The sequence below is a fragment of the Streptomyces sp. NPDC006384 genome (genome assembly GCF_042870695.1).
GTDB lineage: Bacteria > Actinomycetota > Actinomycetes > Streptomycetales > Streptomycetaceae > Streptomyces.
The window spans coordinates 210,804-234,167 of sequence record NZ_JBIAHR010000010.1 but is presented as its reverse complement, the minus strand read 5'-3'; the positions used below and the strand labels follow the sequence as shown (position 1 = coordinate 234,167).

21 protein-coding genes are annotated in these 23,364 nt (G+C 75.4%); 9 read left to right on the top strand and 12 right to left on the bottom strand.

Going from position 1 to position 23,364, the window contains the following annotated elements; all coding sequences use genetic code 11:
• Positions 1 to 347: 347 nt before the first annotated feature.
• The 4 genes from ACFYOJ_RS16480 (at position 348) to ACFYOJ_RS16465 (ending at position 5,734) form a co-directional block, all read left to right on the top strand.
• A complete protein-coding gene (locus tag ACFYOJ_RS16480; RefSeq protein WP_356557120.1) occupies positions 348 to 1,691 on the top strand; it encodes a hypothetical protein in 1,344 nt (447 codons plus the stop codon).
• Positions 1,692 to 2,023: 332 nt separating this feature from the next.
• On the top strand, positions 2,024 to 2,590 hold the full coding sequence (locus ACFYOJ_RS16475; protein WP_356557119.1) for a 2Fe-2S iron-sulfur cluster-binding protein: 567 nt from the start codon (positions 2,024 to 2,026) through the stop codon (positions 2,588 to 2,590).
• Positions 2,587 to 3,579: a xanthine dehydrogenase family protein subunit M gene (locus ACFYOJ_RS16470; RefSeq protein WP_356557118.1), complete on the top strand. Its 993-nt coding sequence runs from the start codon at positions 2,587 to 2,589 to the stop codon at positions 3,577 to 3,579. Before ACFYOJ_RS16475 ends, ACFYOJ_RS16470 begins: the two co-directional genes overlap by 4 nt.
• A 25-nt stretch (positions 3,580 to 3,604) precedes the next feature.
• A complete protein-coding gene (locus ACFYOJ_RS16465; RefSeq protein ID WP_356557117.1) occupies positions 3,605 to 5,734 on the top strand; it encodes a xanthine dehydrogenase family protein molybdopterin-binding subunit in 2,130 nt (709 codons plus the stop codon).
• Between the two features lie 72 nt (positions 5,735 to 5,806).
• Here the strand turns inward: ACFYOJ_RS16465 and ACFYOJ_RS16460 are convergent, their stop codons facing one another.
• Complete coding sequence (locus ACFYOJ_RS16460; protein WP_356557116.1) at positions 5,807 to 7,342, bottom strand: hypothetical protein; 1,536 nt, start codon at positions 7,340 to 7,342, stop codon at positions 5,807 to 5,809.
• Positions 7,343 to 7,554: 212 nt separating this feature from the next.
• Here ACFYOJ_RS16460 and ACFYOJ_RS16455 point away from each other — a divergent pair, with 212 nt between their 5' ends.
• The 3 genes from ACFYOJ_RS16455 (at position 7,555) to tgmB (ending at position 9,174) form a co-directional block, all read left to right on the top strand.
• Complete coding sequence (locus ACFYOJ_RS16455; RefSeq protein ID WP_356557115.1) at positions 7,555 to 7,860, top strand: YkvA family protein; 306 nt, start codon at positions 7,555 to 7,557, stop codon at positions 7,858 to 7,860.
• 119 nt (positions 7,861 to 7,979) lie between these two features.
• A complete protein-coding gene (tgmA, locus tag ACFYOJ_RS16450; RefSeq protein ID WP_356557114.1) occupies positions 7,980 to 8,171 on the top strand; it encodes a putative ATP-grasp-modified RiPP in 192 nt (63 codons plus the stop codon).
• Positions 8,172 to 8,187: 16 nt separating this feature from the next.
• Positions 8,188 to 9,174 (top strand): ATP-grasp ribosomal peptide maturase, encoded by a 987-nt coding sequence (gene tgmB, locus ACFYOJ_RS16445; RefSeq protein WP_356557113.1) that lies wholly within the window; start codon positions 8,188 to 8,190, stop codon positions 9,172 to 9,174.
• Positions 9,175 to 9,208: 34 nt separating this feature from the next.
• Here tgmB and ACFYOJ_RS16440 read toward each other — a convergent pair whose 3' ends face one another.
• From ACFYOJ_RS16440 to ACFYOJ_RS16430, 3 genes are all read right to left on the bottom strand, one after another.
• A complete protein-coding gene (locus ACFYOJ_RS16440) occupies positions 9,209 to 9,424 on the bottom strand; it encodes a hypothetical protein (RefSeq protein ID WP_356557112.1) in 216 nt (71 codons plus the stop codon).
• A 224-nt stretch (positions 9,425 to 9,648) separates the two neighbouring features.
• Positions 9,649 to 9,894, bottom strand: a complete 246-nt coding sequence (locus ACFYOJ_RS16435) for a DUF5133 domain-containing protein (RefSeq protein WP_356557111.1) — start codon at positions 9,892 to 9,894, stop codon at positions 9,649 to 9,651.
• 198 nt (positions 9,895 to 10,092) lie between these two features.
• A complete protein-coding gene (locus ACFYOJ_RS16430; protein WP_356557110.1) occupies positions 10,093 to 10,638 on the bottom strand; it encodes a hypothetical protein in 546 nt (181 codons plus the stop codon).
• Between the two features lie 617 nt (positions 10,639 to 11,255).
• Here ACFYOJ_RS16430 and ACFYOJ_RS16425 point away from each other — a divergent pair.
• Entirely contained in the window at positions 11,256 to 11,483 is a 228-nt protein-coding gene (locus ACFYOJ_RS16425) for a DUF397 domain-containing protein (RefSeq protein ID WP_356557109.1), read from the top strand.
• A gap of 143 nt (positions 11,484 to 11,626) precedes the next feature.
• Positions 11,627 to 12,547 carry a helix-turn-helix transcriptional regulator gene (locus ACFYOJ_RS16420; protein WP_356557108.1) on the top strand — a complete coding sequence of 307 codons (921 nt, stop codon included), beginning with the start codon at positions 11,627 to 11,629 and terminating at the stop codon, positions 12,545 to 12,547.
• Between the two features lie 62 nt (positions 12,548 to 12,609).
• Here the strand turns inward: ACFYOJ_RS16420 and ACFYOJ_RS16415 are convergent, their stop codons facing one another.
• From ACFYOJ_RS16415 to ACFYOJ_RS16380, 8 genes are all read right to left on the bottom strand, one after another.
• Positions 12,610 to 13,428: an SAM-dependent methyltransferase gene (locus ACFYOJ_RS16415; RefSeq protein WP_356557107.1), complete on the bottom strand. Its 819-nt coding sequence runs from the start codon at positions 13,426 to 13,428 to the stop codon at positions 12,610 to 12,612.
• A gap of 145 nt (positions 13,429 to 13,573) precedes the next feature.
• The gene (locus ACFYOJ_RS16410; protein ID WP_356557106.1) at positions 13,574 to 14,866 is read right to left on the bottom strand and encodes an ABC transporter substrate-binding protein; all 1,293 of its coding nucleotides are present in this window, start codon (positions 14,864 to 14,866) and stop codon (positions 13,574 to 13,576) included.
• On the bottom strand, positions 14,863 to 16,002 hold the full coding sequence (locus tag ACFYOJ_RS16405; protein WP_356557105.1) for a branched-chain amino acid ABC transporter permease: 1,140 nt from the start codon (positions 16,000 to 16,002) through the stop codon (positions 14,863 to 14,865). The genes ACFYOJ_RS16410 and ACFYOJ_RS16405 overlap by 4 nt, the downstream gene beginning before the upstream one ends.
• Complete coding sequence (locus ACFYOJ_RS16400; protein ID WP_356557104.1) at positions 15,995 to 16,891, bottom strand: branched-chain amino acid ABC transporter permease; 897 nt, start codon at positions 16,889 to 16,891, stop codon at positions 15,995 to 15,997. The genes ACFYOJ_RS16405 and ACFYOJ_RS16400 overlap by 8 nt, the downstream gene beginning before the upstream one ends.
• Positions 16,888 to 17,748, bottom strand: a complete 861-nt coding sequence (locus ACFYOJ_RS16395) for an ABC transporter ATP-binding protein (protein WP_356557103.1) — start codon at positions 17,746 to 17,748, stop codon at positions 16,888 to 16,890. The genes ACFYOJ_RS16400 and ACFYOJ_RS16395 overlap by 4 nt, the downstream gene beginning before the upstream one ends.
• The gene (locus ACFYOJ_RS16390) at positions 17,745 to 18,602 is read right to left on the bottom strand and encodes an ABC transporter ATP-binding protein (RefSeq protein ID WP_356557102.1); all 858 of its coding nucleotides are present in this window, start codon (positions 18,600 to 18,602) and stop codon (positions 17,745 to 17,747) included. The genes ACFYOJ_RS16395 and ACFYOJ_RS16390 overlap by 4 nt, the downstream gene beginning before the upstream one ends.
• Positions 18,603 to 19,000: 398 nt before the next feature.
• Positions 19,001 to 20,284, bottom strand: coding sequence for a helix-turn-helix domain-containing protein (locus ACFYOJ_RS16385; protein ID WP_356557101.1), 1,284 nt, complete (start codon positions 20,282 to 20,284; stop codon positions 19,001 to 19,003).
• A gap of 116 nt (positions 20,285 to 20,400) precedes the next feature.
• The gene (locus tag ACFYOJ_RS16380; RefSeq protein WP_356557100.1) at positions 20,401 to 23,259 is read right to left on the bottom strand and encodes a LuxR C-terminal-related transcriptional regulator; all 2,859 of its coding nucleotides are present in this window, start codon (positions 23,257 to 23,259) and stop codon (positions 20,401 to 20,403) included.
• Positions 23,260 to 23,364 lie beyond the last annotated feature (105 nt).

The window sequence follows — 23,364 nt, the reverse complement described above, 5'->3', positions numbered from 1 at the left end:
GCGGGGGGGGCCGCGCGGGGGGGGCGCCCCCCCCGCGCGCCCCCCCGCCGCCCCCCCCCCCCCCCCCCCCCCCCCCCCCCCCCCGGGGAGGCTCGCGGTGTACAGCACACGGCCGGCCCCGCTCCCCCGTTCGGGGGACACGGGAGCACGCCGGCCCGACGCCGGCAAGGCCGCCGGTGGCCGCCGCCCCGGTGCCGGCGTGCCGCCCACCGCCCCGTCCGCCCCGCCCGGGCGCCGGGCGGACGGGGTGCGCGGTGCGCCCGGTCGGCGGACCCCCGGGTATCCGCCGGTGACCTGCGGCGACGATACTGGCATTCGCCCCGACGTTCCCGCCCTCAGATGGACTCATGACAACCTCATCCACCGCCAGCCCCATGACTCCGCCCACGGTGTGGCCGGCTCGCGGCCGCCACGTCGGATCCGGTGCGGAGGACACCGTCCGGCACACCCTGCGGCGGCTCAAGGACAGCCGCGTCCTCGACGACTTCAAGGAGTTGCCCGACGAACCGTCCGGGGGCACCGCGGCCGGGGCACGGATCTTCGAAGCGCGCTGGAGGGCCGGCGACGCCGTCACCGTCCGTGCCCGGCTGACGCTGGCGGCCGGTTCGGCGGGCGGGCAGGAGTGGACCCTGCTCGCGGAGGCCGAGGAGGCATGGGACCCCTCCTGGCCGTCGCCCGCCGCCATGTTCTGGCCCGACGACCCGGACGTCACCTGGGACCGCGACATCGCCACCGGTCTGCGGCTGCGCGGGATCAACACGCTGCCGGACGACGACAAGGCCGTACGGCGGCTGATCAAGACGGCCGGGCGCGGCGCGTGGAACATCCATGTCGTCGTGCACGAGGCGATGACCCCGGACCACCGGGGCCGGGTGCCGCTGGCGCAGTGGCTGCCGGCGAGCCTGCGGCACCGCGTGGTCGAGCACCGCGCGGCGCCCCAGCAGCTGCGGGTCGTGAACTGGGCCCTGGAGGACTTCGGGGTCCAGGTGCCGCGCGGCGGTGCGGTCGTCCTGCCCGGCACTCCGGCGCCGCCCGGCTACGAGGCACGGGACTTCTCCGTCCGCAGTGTCTTCCTGGACGGCTCCGAGCCCACCGAGCTCATCGCGGCGGTGACGGCCTTCGCGGCGCTGCCCCGGCCGCTCGTGGACGGCGCCGGGGAGGCGCTCACGGCGCTGCGGGAGGACTGGCGGCTGCTGACCCTGGAGGAGGAGCTGGCCCGCGAGCGCAAGCTGGTGGCGATGTACGCGGAGGCGCTGGAGGCCATGACGCGGTCCCGGGACCTGTACCGGGAGGCGGCCGAACAGGCGGCCGAGGCCCTGGCCGCCTACCGGGAGTCCGCGGCCGCCTTCCCCGCCGGGGCGTCGCCGTCCGCCGCCCCGGCCGTCTCCCCGCTGCGGCAGCTGGGCCGCACACTGGAGCGGTTCCGGATCCCCGGCAGGGCCTCCCGGACCGCCCCCCGCCCGAAGCCCGCCGCGCTCCTCGGGACAACCGCACCGGCCGGAACGACCACTCCCGCCCCGTCAGTCGCACCGGAGAGGACGGACGCCCCCGGCCCGGCGGCCACACCGGAGGAAACGCTCAAGCCCGGCCCGACGGACGTACGGAGCAAGGCGGGCACGCCCGACGGCACCGGTCACGCCGACGGCGCCGGCCCGGCGGGCTCCCCCGGCGGGACGGACGGGCCGGATTAGACGGGCGGGACCGGCCCGGCACGCCGCGCGGGACGGTCCCCCTCCGTCCCTCCTGTCCCCTCTGTCCGCGAGGGGCACGGAGCAGGGCTGGTGGCCGGCACGCGCCGGGCGGAGAAGCGTCCCCGGTCCGCCGGGAACACACGATGGGGCGGACGTGGCCGACGGCACCGGTGACGCCCGCGGCGCGCCGGTCCGGCGGACGCCCCGGCGGGACGGGCGGGCCGGGACGTCCGGTGGCGGGCCGGTCAGGGGTGCCTCATGTGTCAGCCCGCGCAGGCTGGATACGCGGGACTGCACAGCAGCACGGCCCGTCCCGGAAGGTCACCGACGCCATGGACAGCCAGCACCGCAGCGCCGCCCCCGCCCCACCCCCCGACGAGTCCCACCGCTCGGACGTCACCCTGCGGGTCAACGGCGAACCCCGCACGCTCACCGTCGATCACCGGCGCGCCCTGCTGGACCTCCTGCGGGAGGATCTCGGCCTGGTGGGCGCCAAGAAGGGCTGCGATCACGGCCAGTGCGGCGCCTGCACGGTCCTGGTGGACGGCCGGCGCGTCAACAGCTGCCTGCAGCTGGCGGTCGCCCTGGACGGCTGCGAGGTCACCACCGTCGAGGGGCTCGCCGGGGACGGTGAGGAACTGCACCCGCTCCAGCGCGCGTTCCTGGAGCGCGACGCGTTCCAGTGCGGCTACTGCACCCCCGGCCAGATCTGCTCCGCGGTCGGCGCGCTCGCCGAGGCCGCGGCCGGTCACCCCTCGCACGTCACCGACCCGGCGACGCCCTCGGGCGAGCCCGTGCCGCTCGGCCGGGACGAGATCCGGGAGCGGCTCAGCGGCAACCTGTGCCGGTGCGGGGCGTACCCGCGCATCGCCGACGCGGTCGAGGACGTGATCCCGTGAAGCCCTTCGCCTACGTACGGGCCGGCAGCGTCGAGGAGGCCACCGACGCGTTCGCCGCCCACCCCGGCGCCCGCTACCTGGGCGGCGGCACCAATCTGGTCGACCTGATGAAGCTCGGCGTCGAGACGCCCGCCGCGCTCGTCGACGTCACCCGGCTGCCGCTGGACGCGGTGGAGGAGCTGCCCGACGGTTCGCTGCGCGTCGGGGCGACGGTCCGCAACAGCGACCTGGCCGCCCACCCCGCCGTCCGCGACCGCTGGCCCGCCCTGTCGCAGGCCCTGCTCGCCGGGGCCTCGGGGCAGCTGCGCAACGCCGCGACCACCGCCGGCAACCTGCTGCAGCGCACCCGCTGCCCCTACTTCCAGGACCTGTCCAAGCCCTGCAACAAGCGCGAGCCCGGCACCGGCTGCGGCGCGCTGGAGGGCGTGCACCGCGACCACGCGGTCCTCGGGCACTCCGAGCAGTGCATCGCCACCCATCCCTCGGACATGGCGGTGGCGCTGGCGGCCCTGGACGCGCGGGTGGAGCTGCACGGCGCCGAGGGCTCCCGGAGCGTTCCCGCCGCCGACTTCCACCGGCTCCCGGGACAGCACCCGGAGCGGGACACGGAGATCCACCCCGGCGAGCTGATCACCGGCGTGGTCCTGCCCGCCGCCACGGCCGGGCTGCCCTCCGCCTACCGCAAGGCGCGGGACCGGGCCTCGTACGCCTTCGCGCTGGCCTCCGTCGCCGTGGTGCTGCACATGGAGGACGGTGTGGTGGACCGGGCGGGCATCGCGTTCGGCGCGCTCGCGCACCGGCCCTGGCGGGCCCGGCGTGCCGAGGACGCGCTGCTCGGCGCGGCGCCCACCACCGCGGCGTTCGAGCACGCCGTCGGCCTGGAGCTGGCCGCCGCCGAGCCGCTGCGGGACAACGCCTACAAGGTGCCGCTGGCCCGCCGGCTGGCCCTCGACGTACTGGGCCGGCTCGCTCCCCCGGCCACGACCTGACACCGGCGTCCACGAGGAGGACTCCATGACCGGCACCGAGACCGTCCTGGGCGCTCCCGTCGAGCGCCGGGAGGGGCGGGAGAAGGTCACCGGCACCGCCCGGTACGCCGCCGAGTACCACTTTCCCGGCCGCGCCCAGGCCTGGCCCGTGCCGGCGGCGGTCGCGCGCGGCCGGGTGACCGGCGTGGACCCGGCGCCCGCGCTCGCGCTGCCCGGCGTGCTCGCGGTGCTCACCCACGAGAACGCGCCCCGGCTGGGAGAGCCGGACGATCCGACGCTCGCCCTGCTGCAGAGCCCGCGCGTGCCGCACCGGGGCTGGTTCGTCGCCCTGGTGGTGGGCGAGACGCTGGAGGCCGCCCGGGCGGGCGCCGCCGCCGTCCGCGTCACCTACGAGGCGGAGGACCACGACGTGCCCCTCACCGCCGCCCACCCCGGCGCGTACGTCCCCGAGACGGCCAACGGCGGGTTCCCGGCCGTCGCCGGGCACGGCGATCCGGACGGCGCCTTCGCGTCCTCGGCGGTCCGGGTCGACGTCGCCTACCGGGTGCCGCCGCTGCACAACCACCCGATGGAGCCGCACACCAGCACCGCGCGGTGGGACGGCGAGCGGCTGACCGTGCACTCCTCCAGCCAGGGCAGCACCGCGGTGCGCAAGGAGCTCTCCCGGCTGTTCGGTCTGGCCGAGGACCGGATCACGGTCCTCGCCGAGCACGTGGGCGGCGGGTTCGGCTCCAAGGGCACGCCCCGTCCCGACGTCGTCCTGGCCGTGATGGCGGCGCTGCACACCGGCCGGCCCGTCACCGTCGCCCTGCCGCGCCGGTACCTGCCCGCCGTCGTCGGCCACCGCGCGCCCACCCTGCACCGGCTGCGTCTCGGCGCCGACGCCGACGGGCGGTTCACCTCCGTCACGCACGAGGTGACGACGCACACCTCGCGGGTCAAGGAGTTCGTGGAACAGGCGGCGGTCCCCGCGCGGGTCATGTACGCCGCTCCCGCCCTGCGCTCCCTGCACCGCGTGGCCGCCCTGGACGTGCCCACCCCGTCCTGGATGCGCGCCCCCGGCGAGTGCCCCGGCATGTACGCGCTGGAGTCCGCGGTGGACGAACTCGCCGGCGAACTGGGCATGGACCCGGTGGAGCTGCGGATCCGCAACGAGCCGGAGACCGAGCCGGACAGCGGCAGGCCCTTCAGCAGCCGGCATCTGGCCGAGTGTCTGCGCGAGGGTGCCCGCAGGTTCGGGTGGGACGGGCGGGACCCGCGCCCGCGGTCCCGCGAGGCGGGGCACCTGCTGGTGGGCAGCGGGGTGGCCGCCGCCACCTATCCGGTCATGGTCTCGCCCTGCCGCGCCTCGGCGCACGCCCTGCCCGACGGCGGCTTCCTGGTGCGGGTGAACGCCACCGACATCGGCACCGGGGCCCGGACGGTCTGCGCCCAGATCGCGGCCGACGCCCTCGGCGTGCCCCTGGACCGGATCCGCATCGAGATCGCCGACAGCGGCTTCGGGTTCGCGCCGATGGCGGGCGGCTCCTCCGGCACCGCCTCCTGGGGCTGGGCCGTGCACGAGGCGTGCACCCGGCTGACCGGCCGCCTGGCCGCCCTCACCGGCCCGCCGCCCGCCGAGGGCGTCACGGCCGAGGCCGACACCTCCGGCACCGCCGACGCCGAGAGCCCCTACGCGCGGCACGCGTTCGGCGCGCACTTCGCCGAGGTCGCCGTCGACACGGTGACCGGTGAGGTGCGGGTGACGCGGCTGCTGGGCGTGTTCGCCGCCGGGCGCATCCTCAACGCCCGTACGGCACGCTCGCAGTTCGTCGGCGGCATGACGATGGGCCTGGGCATGGCGCTGACCGAGGGCAGCACGGTGGACCCCGCGTTCGGTGACTTCGCCGAGTCCGACCTGGCGTCGTACCACGTGCCGGCGCACGCCGACGTGCCGTCCGTGGAGGCGTACTGGGTGGACGAGGAGGACCCCCACCTCAACCCGATGGGCAGCAAGGGGATCGGCGAGATCGGCATCGTAGGTTCGGCCGCGGCCGTCGGCAACGCGGTCCACCACGCCACCGGCATCCGCTTCCGCGAACTCCCCCTCACCCCCGACCGGGTGCTCACCGCCCTGCTCGAGCACGAGCACCCCGCGGGCATGCTGGGGGTGTGACGTCCGTACGGAAAGGCGGTCCGCGCCGGGACGTCCGGCGCGGACCGCCTCCCGGTGGGCCGGGGCGGCCGGTCAGTCCGCGACCCGGCGTGCCCCGGCCGTCGGCCGGAAGGTCCGGCGCCCGGCGGGCGCCTGCGAGGCGACCCGCACGCACAGCGCGAACAGCGCGAGCAGCGAGGCCAGTACGGCGACGCCCACGGCGGCCCAGGTGGGTGCCAGAGCGAGGTCGGCGGCCTGGGACAGGCGCGCCGACGGGGTGACGGTTCCGTACAGCTCGGCCGCGGCCAGCGCCGCCGGGCCCACGACCGCCACGGCGAGCACCGGCAGGACGGGACGCACGGTCAGCAGCAGGGCGACGGCCAGGCAGAGCGCCGACAGTCCGAGCGCGAGGGCGTAGGCGGGCACGGACGCGCCGCTCCGGTGGAGCGGGAAGTAGGCCACTCCGCAGCCGGCGAGCGCGGCGACGGCCAGCCACGCCGGCCAGGCAGGTCTCCTGCCCGCCCGCCGCGCCGCGCGGTCGCGCGCTCCGGCACGGTCGTCGTGATCGGTGTGAACGTCGTGGTCGCGCGGTGCGCGGTCCTGCGCCCGGTGCCGCCGGCCCGGGCGCAGGGTGCGGCGGCGTTCGCGGCCGTGGTCCTCCGCTCCGGCGGGTGCGAGGGGTGCGGCGGGCTCCCCGGCCGTCTCCGGTTCCCCTCCCGGGTGCTCCTCCCACGGGCCGGGCGCCATGGGCCGGTCCGCGTACGCCCGCTCCTCCTCGGCGAGCCGGCCGATCAGTTCGACCAGGTCCGCCACCGGCCGGCCGGTGGCGGCGGCCCGTACCGCCGCCTGTCCGCAGTGCGGTTCGAGGGGCGTGCGGTGCAGCAGGGCCATCAGCCGGGTGACGTCCTCCACGGGACGGCCGGCCGCCGCGGCGCGGATCGCCTCGTCCGCACTGTCCGGATCGCGCGGCGGCCGGGTCAGCAGGCCGACCAGACGTGTGACGTCCTCCACCGACCGGTGCACGCCGACCGCGCGGAGCGCGTCGGCCGTGGCCTGCGCGTACCGGGGCGACTGCTCCAGCATGGTGATGAGGTCGACGACCTCCTCCAGGGGCCGGTCGGCCACCGCCGCGCGCACCAGGTCGCCGACGGGATCGCCGTACGGCCGCGCCGCGTCCGCGCGGGCGGCGCTCTCCCCGGGGGCGGGCTCGTGGGAGCCGGGTTCCCGGCGGCCGGTTTCCGGGTCCTCGGGCCCCGGGAACGCGGGCTCCGGGGACTCGTCCTCCGGGGCGATGAAGACGTCGCCGTAAAGCTCCTCGTCCGTGAAGAGGTCCTCGTCGGTGAAGGGCTCCTCCGCGGCCGGTACACGGGCCGTTCCGTACGGGGGCGTCCGGTGGGAGCGGGCCGCCCGGGAGGCGGGTTCCGGCGTGGCCCGTTCCCGCGGGCCGGCTTCCTGGCGGGCCGGCGGGCGCCTGGCGAAGGACCGGGCGGCGTCGGCGTCGGAGCCGGACTGTCCGGGCCGCGTCCGGACGGTGTGGGTGCCGGTGGCCGTAGTCGTCTCCGCGGCCGGCGGGTCCACGGCCGATATGGCGTATGCGGACGAACGGGGCGATGAAGAGCCGGTGGTCATGATCTCTCCGTGGGATGGGGGGTGCGGCCGCCCTGCGTCCCCGACATGCGACACGCGATGTGTGGACCATTACTAGGCGGGGCCACCGCCTGCTGCCACTCGAGCGGGCCACGGGGATGAGGGTCTCGGCCCGCAGCCTTGCCGCCGCCCCGAGCGGGAATCCGACGGAGAGGTCCGGTGCCGCGCACCACGAGGACACGAGGAGGGGCGACGTGGACACGACCACAGTGGTGATCCTCGCGGCGGTGTCGCTCGCGGCGGTCCTGCTCTGCGTGGCCGTCGGTGTCCTGGTGCGGCTGGTCCGTACCCGACGGGAACTCAGAAGGGCCGGGCTGCCCGGTGGTCCGCGATGGGTCTTCTGGGGCGCCGTCCTCTATCTCGTGCTGCCGGCGGACCTCGTGCCCGACCCGGTGTATCTGGACGACATCGGCGTCCTGCTCCTCGCCCTGCGGTCCGTGCGCGGCTCCGCGCGCGAACGGGGGCGTGATCCGCGTCCGCCCCGCGACTACGCAGCGTGAGGCAACCATTCAGGCGTTCGAGTCGTATAAGTCTCTGGAGGCCCAAGGAAGCCGGCGCTCCGGGCGACGGCGCACAGGAACCGTCGCTTGATCGGCGCAGCACCGACCAGGGAGAGACGATGCAACCGTTCGCGCTCGGCTACGCACGGCCGGCAGTGGAGTCGGAGGCCGCGACTCCCTACGTCTACGACCGCCGGCTGCAGCTGAACGTGCTCCTCGACGGGCGGACGGCCGCCTGCGACCACGCGCTGCTGAGGGAGCTGGGGACCACGACCTCGACGGCGGGGTCGAAGACGCACTTCGACGACTGAACGCGGGCCACCGGACATGACCGTGCTGATCCTGACCTGTGAAGAGGATGTCACCGCGGACATGGTGGTCGTGCACCTGAACGCGTCCGAGGTGCCGGTGGTCCGTCTGGACCCGGCGGACCTGGCGCGTTCCGCCGCGCTCTCGGGCGAGTTCGCGCACGGTTCGTTCCGCGGCCGTCTCTCGTCGCAAGGACGCCTGGTGAGCATCGACGGACTGCGGTCCGTGTGGGTGCGCAGACCGGGTCCGGCGGCCGCGCGGGCCGCCGGGTCCTCGGCGTGGCTGACCGAGGAGTCCGGGCAGGCCCTCTACGGCATGCTCCGTGACTGCGGCGCGCGCTGGATGAACCAGCCGGACGCCGCGCACCGGGCCCGGTACAAGCCCTGGCAGCTGCGCCTCGCCCAGCGGTGCGGGCTGTCCGTGCCGGCCACGCTGATCACGACGTTCCCGCAGGCGGCCCGCGAGTTCGCCGGGCGCCATCCGGATCTGGTGGTCAAGCCCGTCTCCGGCGCGCATCCGCAGGATCCGCCGCTGGCGGTGCCGGCCAGCAGGGTGCCTCCCGGGGCGGACTTCTCCGCCGTGGCCCACGGCCCGACGCTGCTGCAGCGCCGGATCCCCAAGCGTGCCGACGTCCGTCTCACCGTGGTGGGCGACCGGTTGCTCGCCGCGCGCCGGACGGCCCCCGTGGACGGGGACCCGCAGGAGGTGGACGTGCGTTTCGACGGCTCCCGTGAGCCGTGGCGGCCCGCAGGCGTTCCGCCGCGCGTCGCCGAGGCCGTTCTGGCCTACATGCGCGAGGCACAGCTGGCGTACGGGGCGTTCGACTTCGTCGAGGACCGGGACGGCGTCTGGTGGTTCCTGGAGTGCAACCAGTCGGGGCAGTTCGGCTTCGTCGAGGTGGACACGGGGCAGCCGATCGCCCGCACCATCGCCGAATGGCTGGCCCGGCCGCGTGGTGCGGAGCCGGCGGCTCCGGGCGGCGCGGACCCCGCCTTCGCCGGGTGAGCCGGCCGGGCCGTCCGAGCCCGCCCCGGCCGGGTCAGTGCGGGCGCGGGCCGGGCAGCAGCGCGGTGCGCTGCCAGCCGGCGCCCGGGGACGGTGCGCGCTCGGTGCCGGGCAGATGGCCCGGTGAGTGCAGCGGACGCATGACGACCTCCAGCTCCCGGTTCACGCGCTCGGCCTCCCGGCGCACCTGCGTGGGGACGTCACCGCATTCGGCGACGAGTCGGTCGTAGATGGGGGAATCCTGGAACACCCGTCAACGTGCCTTTCGTGTCGTCCGCCCCCGTACGGGGACGCGACTGAGCAGTCTAGGCGTCCGGCCGTCGGGGGGTGCGTTTTCCTTCCAGGAGGTGACGGATGCCCGCCGTCCCTGGTAGGGGCGTCGCGCGCGCCGTGCAGCGCACGCGTGGGGCCCGTCGCACGGGTGGGGCCGGTGTTCCGGCCCGGCCCGTGCGACGGGCCCCGGGTACCGCGGTGTCAGACGGCCAGCGACAGGTCGTTCCCGCCGTCCGCGTCCGCCGTCCGCCCCTTGGCGAGCAGCAGCGCGTCCGCCCTGGCGATCGCGTCGTGGATGCTGTTCGTCCCCGTCGTCACGCACAGCGTGTAGCTGACGTCCGCCAGCTCGCGCGCCGTCGCCGGGCAGTCCCTCTCCGTCTGAGCGATCCGCAGCGACGCGTAGCGCGTCAGCAACTCCCTGACGACCTTCGGGTCCGGTTCGAGCACGAAGCGCCCCTCTCTCGATGTTTCGCTGCGTATGCCCGGGCCCGGACGAAACATTCACCCCATGCGCGTCCCTGTTCGCGATTGACCGAATCCCTTCGCCTCCTGTCCGGACACCGGTCTGACGGGTCGTCGACACGGAGGGACTCCAGGGCGTCGGGAGGGAGACCCGCGCCTTCTCCCCCGTGGAGGGCGCGGGTCTCAGTCTCCGAGGGCGCGGGCCAGTTCGGTGGTGGCCCGGGTGATCTCGCTGTCGTCCTCGGCCAGCAGCCGCCGCAGCCCGTCCCGCCGTGCACGGACGGCCTGGCGTGCCGCCCGCTCCCAGGCCACCGGGTTCTCCCGGTGGTTGAGGAGTTTGGGGTAGGCGGCGGCCGTGGTCTCCCACTGCCGGGCGTCGGCGATGTTCTTGAGCAACCGGATGATCTGGGCGCGGCAGTTCACCTGGGGCCGCTGGGCGAGCTCCCAGAGGAAGGGCACGGTGGCCGCGGTGGCCTGTTCGACGACGAATCCGTACTGGCAGATCCGTTTCCGCAGGTCGCGGAGGGCTGCGCGGGCGGTTTCGGCGTCGCCCCGGGCGACCTGGTCGAGCAGCCGCGGAATGGCCGCGGCGGAGCCGCTGGAGTCCCTGATCTCGCCCCAGGGCACCCGGTCCAGCCCGGTGAGGGGCGCGGGGCGGTGCGGACCGGCCGGTGACGTGTGACGGCCGGTGCTCCGGGTGCTCGGCTGTGGTGTCGGAGCGCTGCGCATGGTGTGGGGCCCTTCCGCGGCAGTCGGGTCAGGTGAGGGGGCGGGCCTGCGGTGCGGCCCGGACGGTCTTGCCCGCCGGGGGTCCGGCGGGCCGGCCCCGGTCCTCGGCCGTGGCACCGGCGAGGCGCGGGCCGTGCCGGTGCTCGGGCGGGGCGGTGTTCTCGCCGGGGTGCCCGGCGGGCCGCCGGCGTGACGTGTCCCGGGTGGCGTCCCGCGCGCGGCCGGACCTCTGTGCACCGCGGGTGATGCGCGGTACCTGCGTGGCGGGCCGGGCGGACGACGGGCACGGTGCCGTCCGGGCATCGTCGAGTGGCCGCCCTGCGGGGCGGGCGGTCGGCCGGACCGTACGCGAAAGCCCGCCGGACGGGCTCGTTCCGGCCGTCTCGGGCACGGCTTCACCGGACGGCCGGAGCATTGAATGCGCAGGTGACGACGGCACGGCAGCTCCCTGATGCAGCGTCAGGACCGGGCGCCCGCCTGGGGGTTGACGCCACGGCTATTATCCACGCAGACAGCGCTCGCGTGCAATTGCACGAGAAATTGCGCGAAAAAAATCGGCCGGGAGCAACGGGGCCGACGAGTCGCGGTCCGCTCCCCCGGACAGCAAGGAGAACGCGGTGCCATCAGTGCGCAACGGAGTGCGGGCCAGTTCGCTGGACGCCCGCTGGAAGAAGAGCCGGCACAGCAACGCCGAGGGCAACTGCGTCGAGGTCGCCCTCGTGGACGGGGGTATCGCGATGCGCAACTCGCGTGATCCGGACGGCCCCGCGCTCGTCTACACCTCCGCGGAGGTCGCCGCCTTCCTGGCCGGCGCCAAGGACGGCGAGTTCGACCACCTGCTGTGACCGGGAGGGTGGGCGGTGGCCGCCGCGGCGGACACCGACGACGAAGCGGAGGCCGACTACCCCATTTCCGCGGGGCCATGCCCAGGAGGCCGACGGGATGAGATAGTGTTTTCATCAAGTCTGCCGGTCTGCTGGGAGCCAGGATGTCCGCCGCGTCGCCTCGCATCTCCCGTCTCGAATCTTATCTGGACCGGACCGAGCCGGCTCCCACTCTGCTGAAGATGCTCGTCGGTGTACAGCTGGCGGGTTTCCGTGAGGACGCCGGTCTCTCCCAGGACCAGGCGGCGCGCGCGCTGGGGTTCAGCGCGGCGAAACTCTCGCGCATCGAGTCGGGCAAGGGCCGCAGGCCGCCGACGGAGACCGACGTCCGGGCCCTGCTGAAGCTCTACGGCACCGACGCCTACGAGGCCTCGGTGCTGCTGAAGCTGTTGGGGCGCGCCGGCGAGCCGGGCTGGTGGCAGCGGTACGACAAGCGCCTGATGCCCGAGTGGTTCGACCGTCTGGTCGGTCTCCAGGAGGCCGCGACGACCATCCGGACCTTCGAGATCCAGTACGTCCCCGGTCTGCTGCAGACGGCGGCCTACACCCGTGCCGTGGTCGAGCGGGGTCTGCCGAACGCGCCCGCGGGCGAGGTCCAGCGGCGCGTCGAACTGCGGATGCGGCGCGCTCAGTTGCTGCTCCGGGCGGATGCGCCGCAGCTGTGGGCGATCGTCGACGAGTCGGTGCTGCTGCGGGTGCTGGGCAGCCGTGACGTCATGCGGGAGCAGCTCGAGCATCTTGTCGAGATGGCCGGACGGCCCCATGTGACACTGCAGATCGTGCCGTTGGACGTGACCAACGCGTCGGCGCCCGCGATCCCGGTGACCTATCTGCGGTTCGGCGGCAGCGACCTGCCCGACGTGGTCTACCTGGAGCACATCAGGAGCGCCAACTTCCTCGAGGACCGGGACGAGACCGAGGAGTACCGGGTCGCGCTGGACCGTCTCGCGGACGAGGCGCTGACGCCGCGCGAATCGCTGGAGCTGCTGCGCAAGACGATCGCGGAGCGTTACGCCGCGAAGTGAACGGCCGTGCGCCCCGCTTCCGCGGTCGCGCACGGCCCGGAGTCGTGCTCCCCGCCCGGCGTCTAGCGGATGCGGCCCAGGCCGCCGAACTCGATCCACTCGTCGGTGAGCTGACGGGGCACCACCTCGTTGTCCGGGCGCCAGGTGGAGACTTCCACCAGTCCCGGCTCCAGGATGTCCATGCCCTCGAACCAGGCCTCCACGTCCTTCGGTTCGCGGACGCGGCCCCAGTGCCCCTGCGTCACCTTGTCCATGAACTCCGTGACGAACTTCCGCACCTCGGGGTCCTCGCTGACCAGCTGGCACATCACGGCGTAACTGCCGGGCACGAGCCGCTCGGTCACACGGCGGACCACGGCCGGCGGACCGTCGGTCTCGCTGTCCGGGATGCAGTGGAAGACCGAGTTGAACAGCACCGCCACCGGCTGCGAGAAGTCGATCAGGCGCCGGGTCTCCGGGTGGGAGAAGATCTCCTCGGTCGAGCGCATGTCGGCGTGTATGACGGCGGTGCGGTCGTTCTGGTCGAGCAGGGCCCGGCCGTGGACCAGCACCATCGGGTCGTTGTCCACGTAGACGACGCGGGACTCGGGGGCCACGCGCTGTGCGATCTGGTGCACGTTGTCCTGCGTGGGCAGGCCGGAACCGTGGTCCAGGAACTGGCGTATGCCGTAGTCCTCGGCGAGGACCCTGACGACGCGCTGGAGGAAGCGCCGGTTGTTCAGTGCCAGGCGACGCGTGCTGGGGACGACCTTGTCGAGTTCCTCGACCGCCGCGCGGTCGGCCGCGTAGTTGTCCTTGCCGCCCAGGTAGTAGTCGTACATGCGTGCTGCTGTGGGCACGTTGGCGTCGATCTCCGTGGACAGCTGCCTGTCGGCTTGCATCTTTCCCCCAGCTCGTACTGCGCCAACTGCACTGGCATGACAGAGAGTACATCTTAGAGACGCGGTGGTCAGGTGAACCAGTGGGGTGACCGAGGGGGCCGCCAACACCGCCGGGCGCAAGGTGAGTTGGCGGCCCCTCCCGGGGTCAGCCGCGCTCGGCCAGGTAGGCCTTGATCTGCGGTGCCTCGTGGGCCTCCTCGACGCCGATCAGGCCGCCGACGGCCTTGGCGTCGGGCTTCAGCACGTAGGTGGCGCGGCTCGCGGGCGCGGAGACGTCGGTGAAGTTCTGCGGGGTGCCGAGGCCGGTGTCGGCGTTCGCCTGCGAACGGTGTGCCTTGACCACGTCCTCGCGGGTGAGGCTGCCGGCCTCGCACGCCTTCTTCAGGTCGGCGCCGATCAGCTGGGCGGCGTTGTAGCCGGAGAGCACGCCCGAGTCGACCGGGGAGCCCGGGTACTTCTTCCCGTAGGAGGCGACCATCTTCTGGACGCCGGGCAGGTCCGAGCTGGTGGCCGGGGCCGCGCTGACCACGTGCACCATGGCCTCCAGCGCCTTCGCCGCGGGGGTCTTCATCAGCTGCGGGGCGTAGCCCGGCGCGCTGCTGACGATCGGCACCGTCAGGCCCTTGGAGGCGGCCACGCCGGCGAGGGAGGCGGTCTGGGCGGGGCCGGCGCTGATCAGGACGGCCTTGACGCCGGCCTTGCTGAGCGCGGAGACCTGGGCGGACAGGTCGGTGTCGGTGGCCTTGATCTTCTGGCCGGCCACCTTCATGCCGGCCTTCTCGGCGGCCCACGTCGAGCCCTCCAGAGCGTTGGCGCCGTAGTCGCCCTCGAAGTAGACGTGGCCGATGGTGTCGCCCTTGGCGATCTTCTTGGTGCGGGTGAGGAAGTCGACGGCGGCGATCATGTCGAGGTCGTAGGTGGTGCCGAGGACCTGGACGGAGTCCCTGCCGAGCAGGGAGGCGGCCCAGGCCTGCGGGAAGGTCAGCAGGTGGTCGCGTTCGATGTCGTCGAGCAGGGCCGCGACCACCGGGGAGCCGATGACCTGGGGCAGGGCGACGACGTCCGGGGAGATGTCGGCGTAGGCGGTGACGGCCTTCTGCACGTCGTAGCCGTGGTCCTTGACGACGATCTCCACCTTGCGTCCGCAGATGCCGCCCGCGGCGTTGGTCTCGTCGGCCCACATCTGCTGGGCCTGGACGATGGACTTGCCGAGGGTGGCGTAGGGGCCGGTCAGGTCGGTCAGGGCGCCCAGCCTGATCGTCTTCTCGGTGACTCCGGGTCCGGCCTTGACGCCGTCGGCCGCGTCGCCGGTGCTCTTGTCGTCGGCCTTGGAGCTGCAGGCGGTGCCCGCGAGCAGCACGGCGGCCAGGGCCGCGGCCAGGGCGGCGGTCCGGGTGGTGGTCCGGGTGGTGCGGGACCTCGGGTGCGTGGCGTTCACGGGGTGTGCTCCTTGGCTCGTGCGGTGGTGGCGGAGGTGGTCGGGGATGTGGTCGCGGTGCCGGGCGGGCCGGAGGCGGAAGGCCTGTGGCGCAGCCGGGCGCGGGTCCGGCGGGCCAGGCCGTGCAGGCCGTCGGGGGCGTAGAGGAGGATCACGACGATCGCGGCGCCGTAGAGGTAGCGGGCGGCCTCGGTGGGGCCGAGCGAGCCGTCGCCGGAGCCGGGGGCCGCGACCAGGGGCAGCTGGTCGGCGTAGCGCGTCATCAGCAGGGGCAGCGCGGTGACGAAGACGGCTCCGGCGGTGGCGCCGGCGACGGAGCCCAGGCCGCCGATGACGATCATGGCGAGGTAGTCGACGGAGAGGGCGAGGGAGAAGTAGTCGGGCACGACGCGGCGGAAGGAGAGGGCGAGCAGCACCCCGGCGAGGCCCGCGTACATCGAGGAGACGACGAACGCCGCGGAGCGGTACCTGGCCACGTGGACGCCCATCACACAGGCCGCGGTCTCGCTGTCGCGCAGTGCCACCAGGGCCCGTCCGGGCCGTCCACGCAGCAGCCCGCGGGCGGTGAACCAGGTGACGGCGAGCAGGACGAGGCCCAGGTACCAGAGCCGTTCCTCGGCGCCGAAGGGCACGCCGAGCACGGTCAGTTCGGGGTCGGACTCGGCGAACGTGAATCCGCCGATCTCCAGCGGCGGCACCGAGCGTCCGTTGAATCCGCCGGTGACGGAGTCCGCGGTGAGCAGGACGTGGTGGCCGAGGAAGACGAGGGCGAGGGTGGCCACGCCCAGGTAGATGCCCTTGACCCGGCCGGCGACGGGGCTGAACAGGCCGCCCGCGGCCCCGGCGAGCAGGACGGCGAGGACGGCGGCGAGCGCGGGCGGCAGGCCGGGGCCGGGCTCGCCGGCCAGCCACACGTAGCCGTAGGCGCCGACGGCGAGGAAGAAGGCGTGCCCGAGGGAGAGCTGGCCCGCGGTGCCGCTGAGCAGGCCGAGGCCGACGGCGCCGATGGCCGCGGCCATGGAGAACAGGCCGATGCGCAGCCAGAAGGCGTCCAGGTAGAAGGGCAGGGCGCACAGGAGGAGGGCGGCCGCCAGGGGCGCGCCGCGCCCGCGGAGGCCGGAGCGGAGGTCAGACACGGGCGGCTCCCTTCGCTGCGAACAGTCCGGTGGGACGCACCAGGAGGACCAGCACCATCACCGCGTACGGGGCGACGTCGCCGAACCCCTCGCCGAGGACGTGCAGGTCGGACTGGTAGCCGGCGACGAACGCCTCGGTGAGGCCGATCAGCATGCTGCCGACCAGGGCGCCGACCGGCGAGGCCATGCCGCCGAGGATGGCGGCCGGGAAGGCCTTCAGGGCGATCTGGCCGGTGGTGCGCTCCAGGCCCGGTGCCGGGAAGGCGACGAGGAAGACCGCGGCGAGCGCGGCGAGGGCGCCGGCCAGGCACCAGGCGACGGTGCGGATCCGGGTCAGCCGTACGCCCATGAGGGCGGCGGCCTCGGCGTCCTCGGCCGCCGCACGCAGGGCGAGGCCCCAGGGGGTGAACCGGAAGAGGGCGAAGGCGCCGCCGATGGCCACGGCGGACACCAGGATCGCGGCGACGCGGCTGTCGGCGATCGTCACCGGTCCCAGGTCGGTCACCGCGTCGCCCCAGGGGTCGCCGAGGGGCAGCAGGTCGCCGCCGATGCGCCGGGCGAGGTCGGTGACCAGGACGATGTCGATGCCGATGGTCACGATGGTCTGCACATGGGCGCCGTGGGCGTCCTGCTCCCCGCGCTGGAGGAGCAGCCGGTCGAGCGCGCCGGCCACGGCGGCCGTGACGACGACGGCGAGGGCCAGCGCGCCGGCGAAGCCGAGGTCGTCGTGGAGGACGGCGACGAGGTAGCCGCCGAGCAGGAGCAGGGAGCCGTGGGCGAAGTTGAGGACGCCGGAGGCCTTGAAGATGGTGACGAAGCCGAGCGCGATCAGGGCGTAGACCGAGCCGAGGGCGAGGCCGTTGAGGAGGTTGTCGAGGAAGCCGTTCACTCCGCGTCCTCCCCGGTGGTGTCGATGGTGGCGGCGGTGGTGGTGCCGGTGCCGAGGTAGGCGCGCAGCACCTCGGGGTCGCGGCGGACCTCGTCGGGGGTGCCGTGGGCGATGGCCCGGCCGAAGTCGAGGACGGTGACGTCGTCGGCGAGCCGCATGACCAGGCCCATGTCGTGCTCCACCAGGACGACGGACAGGCCGAGTTCGGCGCGGACCTCCCGGACCACCTCGGTCATGCGGACGCGTTCGGCGGCGTTCATGCCGGCCACGGGTTCGTCGAGCAGCAGCACACGGGGCTCCAGGCAGAGGGCGCGGGCGAGTTCGACCCGCTTGCGGTCGCCGTAGGACAGCAGGGCGACGGGTGAGTCGAAGTGGGCTCCGAGCCCGGTGAGTTCGGCGATCTCCCGGGCCTTGGCGAGGTGCTCGCGCTGCTCGCGCACGGCGCGCGGCAGACGCAGGGCGCTGGCGGCGAAGCCGGCGCGGGACAGGGCGTGGCGGCCGAGCATCAGGTTGTCGGCGACGGTGCCCTGGGTGGTGACGATGTTCTGGAAGGTGCGGGCGACGCCGAGGGCGGCGATGCGGTGCGGGGCGAGCCGGGTCAGGTCGGTGTCGCCGAGCCGCACGGTGCCCGTGGCGGGCCGGTACAGGCCGGACAGGACGTTGAAGCAGGTGGACTTGCCGGCGCCGTTGGGGCCGATGACGGCGTGCACGGTGCCGGGGGCGACCGTGAAGGAGACGCCGTCGAGGGCGGTGAGGCCGGCGAAACGGACGGTGACGTCGCGCACTTCGAGCACGGGGGGTGCGGTGGGTGCGCCGGTCGTGGGGGCCGCGGTGGCCGCGGTGGTCCGGGGGGTCATGCCGCCCCCCGGTCGTCGGTGGTCCGGTCGGTGGTGGTCCGGTCGGTGGCGGACCGGTCGGTGGCGGGCTCGTCTTCCGCCGGTTCGTCGCCGTCGGTCTCACCCAGGTAGAGGCGGCGTACGGCGTCGGTCCGCGCGAGTTCGCCGGCCGGGCCGGACAGGCGGACCTCGCCGACCTCGAGGACGTGGGCGTGGTCCGCGAGGGAGAGCGCCATGCCGGCGTTCTGCTCGACCAGCAGGACGGCGGTGCCCTGCGAGTTGATCTCGCGGACCACCTCGGTGATCCGGTCGACCATCAACGGGGCGAGTCCCAGGGAGGGTTCGTCGAGGAGGAGCAGACGGGGGGCGGCCATCAGGGCGCGGCCGATGGCCAGCATCTGCTGCTCGCCGCCGGACAGCAGACCGGCGGCCTGGCGGGTGCGTTCGGCAAGGCGCGGGAAGAGGGTGAAGACCCGGTCCCGGGCCTCGCGGACCTGATACGGGGCGCGCCGGTCGAGGCCGAGGCCGCCGGCCCGCAGGTTCTCGTCGACGCTGAGCCCGGCGAACACCCGCCTGCCCTCGGGCACCTGTACGACACCGGCGCGTACGGCGGCGACCGGGTCACGGCCGTCCAGGACCGTGTCGCCGTAGCGGACGCGGCCGGCCGTGATCGCGCCGCGGTGCAGGCGCAGGGTGCCCGACACCGCCCGCAGCAGGGTCGTCTTGCCGGCGCCGTTGGCGCCGAGCAGCGCGACGACGCCGCCGTGGGGGACGGTCAGGGACACGGAACGGAGGGCGGACAGTGCGCGCCCGTACGTCACGTCGAGGCTCTCGACGTGCAGCGCGGGCTCACCGTCCGGTGGTGCTGCGGGCATCGCGGCTCCTGAGGACCGTGCCGGAGCGGCACGGTGACGGGGAAAGAGGGGGCCTCACGACAGCACGGGTGCCGGGGGCCGTACAGGGGGTTCACACAGGGTCGCTGCGGCGTCCCAGTCCGGGGGCGGCGAGTCTGTGCGGATGCCCAGGGGTGCGGGCCGGGGGTGGGTGGGCTGCTCTGTGCGGGCAGGGTGTCCGGTGTGGACGCGGGCGCGGCGGTGGGTGCGCTGCCCGGCGTGAGCGGGGTGCCTCCCCCGGAGGGGGGACCCTCAGCGCCCTGGGGGTCCCTTCCAGGCCGTTCAGGCACTGGGGGAGGCACGACTTGCCCGCAGCTGGGGCGGCACAGCAGTGGCCCGCAGCCGGGGCGGCGGGCCGTCCGCGTCCGGTGCCGGTGAGGTCAGGGGTGGAGGAGGCGGTGGGCGGTGAGGGCGAGGCTGATCTCGACCACGTCGGCCGGGCGGGCCAGGGAGCGGCCGGTCAGCTGTTCGCAGCGGCGCAGCCGGTTGAGGACGGTGTTGCGGTGGCAGTAGAGGCGCTCTCCCGCCCGCTGCGCCGAGCCGTCGCACTCGAGCCATGTCGTCAGGGTGTCCAGCAGGACGTCCCGGTCGGCGGGCTCCAGCCGCAGCAGCGGGCCGAGCACCCGGCCGGCGAGGGCCCGGCCGAGGTCGGGGCCGGAGACGACCAGGGCGGCGGGGAGGTGCTCGGCCAGCCGGACGGTGCCGCCGCCCTCGGGGCAGATGCGCAGGGCGGTGTCGGCGAGCTCGCGCGCCTCGCCGACGGCGGCCAGTCCCTCGACGGCGCTGCCGACGCCGATCCGCAGTCCCGGGACCGTGTCGCCCGGGACCGGCGGCTCCTCGTCCCCGGCGCCGAGCAGCACGATGCCGTGGTCCACCTCCGCCCCGGTGTGCCAGTGGACGCGGACCCCCTCCGGCACGACGGCGGCACGGGCGGCGGCGGAGCGGACGGCCGCGGAACGGACGGGATACGCGCCGGCGACCGCGACGACGGCGTACCGGCCCTGTTCCGGCAGGTCCAGCGTCTGCGCCGCCTCCGGCAGATCGGCGATGCGGCTCGTGCCGTCGAGCAGACCGGCCGCCAGCAGCCGGGCCCGGTTCTCACGGCGCCGGCTCAGCTGCCACTCGGTCTGCCGGTAGGCGTCCGCGACGAGCGTGCAGTGCTCGTCGACGAAGTTCCACACGTCGGCGGCCACGTGCACCAGCAGCCGGACGTCCTCGGGCGCGATGCGCGAGGTCTCCTCGACCAGCCGCTGCCACACCAGGGACCCCCCGAGGCGGAAGGCGTGCAGCAGGGCGTCCAGCGGCAGTCCCTGTTCGGCGCGGGTGGTGCCGATCCGCCAGGAGCAGCGGCGGGCCGCCTCCCGGGCGCCCCGCGGATCGAGCAGCGAGGTCACGCTGTGCCGCAGTGAGCGGTGCACCTCCTGCCAGGTCACGGTCGGGTCCCTGGTCAGGGCGGTGCGGTACGCCGGTTCCTGCTCCCGCAGCAGGGCCACCAGCCGGTCGGTGAGCCCGGGCAGGTCGTCCAGCAGGAGGCGGGCCGCCCGGTGCAGGACGCGCAGGGCGTCGGCGTCCATGAGCGAGGCGACACCCGGCGTCCTCGGGCGCGGAACGGGCGTCAGTCCGGCGGTGCGGATCGCTGCTCGTGACCGTACGGCGTGCTGCATCGCGGTCCTCCCCGGGTCAGGGCTTGCGGGGGCGGCCCCGGCGGGCCGTCCGCCCGCGCCGGGCCTGCCCCCTGACTCGTCCTGCCCCGAAGGATGGCATACCGTCCGGTCGGTCCCTAGGGTTGTGCACCGGTCTTTTCGGCGCGTTGTGCCTGTTCCTCCTGTTCCGCCTGCCCGATCAGCCGGGCGAGCTCCAGCCGGGACCGTACGCCGAGGGCCGCGAAGACCTTGCGGAGGTGGTAGTCGACGGTGCGGGTGCTCACCGCGAGGCTCAGCGCGACCTCCCGGTTGGTGGCGCCCTCGGCGACCTGCCGGGCGATGCGCAGCTGCTGCGGCGTCAGCCGGGTGAGGGCCCCGGCCCCCGCGGTTCCCTGCGAGGGCGCGCCGAGGGCGCGCAGTTCGCCGCGCGTCTGCTCGGCCCAGACGCCGGCGCCGCACCGCTCGAAGCCGGCCAGCGCGGCGCCGAGGCGGACGCGTGCCTCCCGAGGCCGGCGCCGCCGGCGCAGCCACTTGCCGTACAGCAGCGTGGTGCGGGCCCGTTCGAAGTCGCCGCCCGCCTCGTCGTGCCGGGCGAGGGCGCGCAGGTACAGGGCGTCGGCCTCGTCCGGCGGGGCCAGCAGGGCGCGGCAGCGGGCCAGTTGCGCGGCCGCCTGCCGGTCGGCGCCGAAGGCCGCCCAGCCGGCGAAGTCCGTCATGAGCGTGCGGGCGTCCTCGTGCCGGCCGGCGAGGACGGCGGCCTCCACGAAGCAGGGCACGGCGAGCCGCCACACCGCGAAGTGCCCGCGTCCGGGGCCGGGCAGGACGAGGAGGCCGAGCCGGTCGGCGGCGTCGAAGGGGCGGCCGCGTCCGAGGTCGGCGCGGGCGGCGGCCCACTCGGCCAGGGTGGCCGTCTGGGCCAGCCCGTGCCGGCGGGCGGTGGCCAGCGCGGCCGTCACGTGCCGGGTGACGACGTCGGGCTCGTCCTCGATCGACGCCGCGAGGGCCAGCACCGCGTGGTGCTGGGCCGCCGTGTTGCACCGGCCGGCCCGCAGCGCGGCGCGCAGACCCTCCTCGGCGTGGGCGCGGGCCTGCGGGTGCCGGCCGGCGCGCAGTTCGGCGTAGGCGAGGTACTCCAGGGCCTGCGGGACCAGCGCGTCCGTCCCCAGGTGGCGGGCGGCGGCGAGGGCCCGCGCCCCGGCCCGGCGGGCGGCGTCCACCTCGCCCAGCAGCAGCGCGGCCGCGGCGGCCCGCAGCAGATTCTCGGGGCGCTCGTCGGCCCGGGCCCGCGCCACCACGTGCCCGAGCGGTACGGCCGCCCGGTCGAGCCGGCCCTCCAGCAGCGCCCGCAGGCCGGCTCGGTGGTCGCGCACGGGGTCGGACGGCGGCGGGGCACCCGGCGCGGCATGCGGTGCGCCGGGTGCCGCGGTGCCCGGTGCGGCGTCCGGCGGCGTGGTCGTGGTGCGCGGCGGGTGCCCGTGGGGCGGGCCGTCGCCGGGCCGGGCCGAAGGGCAGGGGACCGGGCCGGGTGCCGGGTCGGGTGCCGGGCCGAGGGTGGTCAGGCACGCGGTCAGGTCTCCGGCCGCCCAGGCCGCGTCGACGGCGGCCATGAGGGCGGCCGCCGCCCGGTCGGGTGCCTCGGCGGCGAGCAGGGAGGCGGCCAGCAGCAGGGACTGGTGGGCGTCACCGACGGGCCCGTCCCCCAGTTCCGTGAGTCCGCGCACCAGCTCGGCGCGGCCGCGCACCACGGCGGGCGCGGTGCAGCCCAGCGCGGCGGTGAGCAGGGGACGTACCCGGTCCGGGCGGCCGGCGCGGAGTTCCTGCTCGGCCGCCGCCGTGTACCGCTGCGCGCGTACGGCCCCGTCGGCCGACAGCTCGGCGGCACGCGCGTACGCCGCGGCGCGCAGCCGGTGCGAGGCCCCGGCCGCGCCGGCCGCCGCGTCCGCGAGCGGACCGGCCAGGTCCGGTGCGGGTCCGGCACCGGTCAGGGTCCAGGAGCGGTGCAGCAGCGCGGGCAGCCGGTGTCCGGCGGCCTCCAGTACGCCGGCCAGCGCGCGGTGGGCGGCGCGGCGCCGGTCGGGTGCGGCGGTGGCGTGGACGGCGCGGCCGGCCAGCGGGCTGTGGAAGCGGACCCGCCCCTCGGTGAGGGCAAGCAGTTCGGGCGGCGGTTCCAGGCACGGCTCCCGCCCCGCGCCGGCCGGCCCCAGGCGCCGTACGGCGCGCAGGACCAGGTCCGCGTCGGCGTCCGGGGCGTCGGGGACGTCCGCGGCCCGCGCGGCCGCCGCCACCGTCAGCAGCAGGTCCCGCGCGTGCGGCGGCAGCCCGGTCAGGGCGGCGCCCGCCACGGCCGCGAGCGTCCCGGCGTCGGCCAGGGGCCTGGGCAGTGGCCGGTGTCCGCGCAGTTCGGCGGGCGACAGGCGGCGGACCAGGGCGAGCAGCAGTCCCGGGTTGCCCTCCGCCTCGGCCAGCAGCGCCGCGCGCACGGCCGGGTCGGCGGCGCCGTCGGTCGCCTCATCGAGCAGCGCGCCGGCCTGCGGCGGCGTCAGCGGGTCCAGGCGTACGACGGGCAGGCGGGCGAACTCCGGGTCGACGGCCCGGTACCCGGCCACGGAGAGGAGCAGGCCGATCCGGTCGGCGGGACGCAGGCGTTCGGCGGCACCGGCCAGGGCGGCCCGTGCCGGGGGTTCCCACAGGTGTACGTCGTCGGCGCACACGAGCAGCGGCCCGCCGCCGGCCGCCGCCCGCAGGGCGGTGAGCAGCTGCCCGGCCGACTCCGGCGGGCGCGGGCACCTCGCCGCGTCGAGGCGCAGTACGGGGCCGGCCGTGAAGGAGTGTGCGGCCCACCGGAGGAGGGTGGTGCGGCCGGTCCCGGGTTCACCGGTCACGACGAGGTGCCCGCCGCGGGTGCGCAGCCGGTCCGTCAAGGCGTCCACCACCTGCCTCCGGGCGTCCCGGCCGTGGATCCGCGCGGCCGTGCGTACGGTCGTCTCTGCGGTCATCCCCGGGAGGTTACGCGCGCGTAACCGGATGCGGAAGCCATCGGTCCAGGCCCCGTCCGCGCCGGTCCGCACGCGTTCCGGCCGCTCCACCAGCGGTTCGGTCCC

What these genes read in the sequence shown, in the direction of transcription:
- ACFYOJ_RS16480 (WP_356557120.1), top strand. Translation starts at nt 348, where the DNA reads ATGACAACCTCATCCACCGCCAGCCCCATGACTCCGCCCACGGTGTGG.
- ACFYOJ_RS16475 (WP_356557119.1), top strand. Translation starts at nt 2,024, where the DNA reads ATGGACAGCCAGCACCGCAGCGCCGCCCCCGCCCCACCCCCCGACGAG.
- ACFYOJ_RS16465 (WP_356557117.1), top strand. Translation starts at nt 3,605, where the DNA reads ATGACCGGCACCGAGACCGTCCTGGGCGCTCCCGTCGAGCGCCGGGAG.
- ACFYOJ_RS16460 (WP_356557116.1), bottom strand. Translation starts at nt 7,342, where the DNA reads ATGACCACCGGCTCTTCATCGCCCCGTTCGTCCGCATACGCCATATCG.
- tgmA (WP_356557114.1), top strand. Translation starts at nt 7,980, where the DNA reads ATGCAACCGTTCGCGCTCGGCTACGCACGGCCGGCAGTGGAGTCGGAG.
- tgmB (WP_356557113.1), top strand. Translation starts at nt 8,188, where the DNA reads ATGACCGTGCTGATCCTGACCTGTGAAGAGGATGTCACCGCGGACATG.
- ACFYOJ_RS16430 (WP_356557110.1), bottom strand. Translation starts at nt 10,638, where the DNA reads ATGCGCAGCGCTCCGACACCACAGCCGAGCACCCGGAGCACCGGCCGT.
- ACFYOJ_RS16420 (WP_356557108.1), top strand. Translation starts at nt 11,627, where the DNA reads ATGTCCGCCGCGTCGCCTCGCATCTCCCGTCTCGAATCTTATCTGGAC.
- ACFYOJ_RS16415 (WP_356557107.1), bottom strand. Translation starts at nt 13,428, where the DNA reads ATGCAAGCCGACAGGCAGCTGTCCACGGAGATCGACGCCAACGTGCCC.
- ACFYOJ_RS16395 (WP_356557103.1), bottom strand. Translation starts at nt 17,748, where the DNA reads ATGACCCCCCGGACCACCGCGGCCACCGCGGCCCCCACGACCGGCGCA.
- ACFYOJ_RS16390 (WP_356557102.1), bottom strand. Translation starts at nt 18,602, where the DNA reads ATGCCCGCAGCACCACCGGACGGTGAGCCCGCGCTGCACGTCGAGAGC.
- ACFYOJ_RS16385 (WP_356557101.1), bottom strand. Translation starts at nt 20,284, where the DNA reads ATGCAGCACGCCGTACGGTCACGAGCAGCGATCCGCACCGCCGGACTG.
- ACFYOJ_RS16380 (WP_356557100.1), bottom strand. Translation starts at nt 23,259, where the DNA reads ATGACCGCAGAGACGACCGTACGCACGGCCGCGCGGATCCACGGCCGG.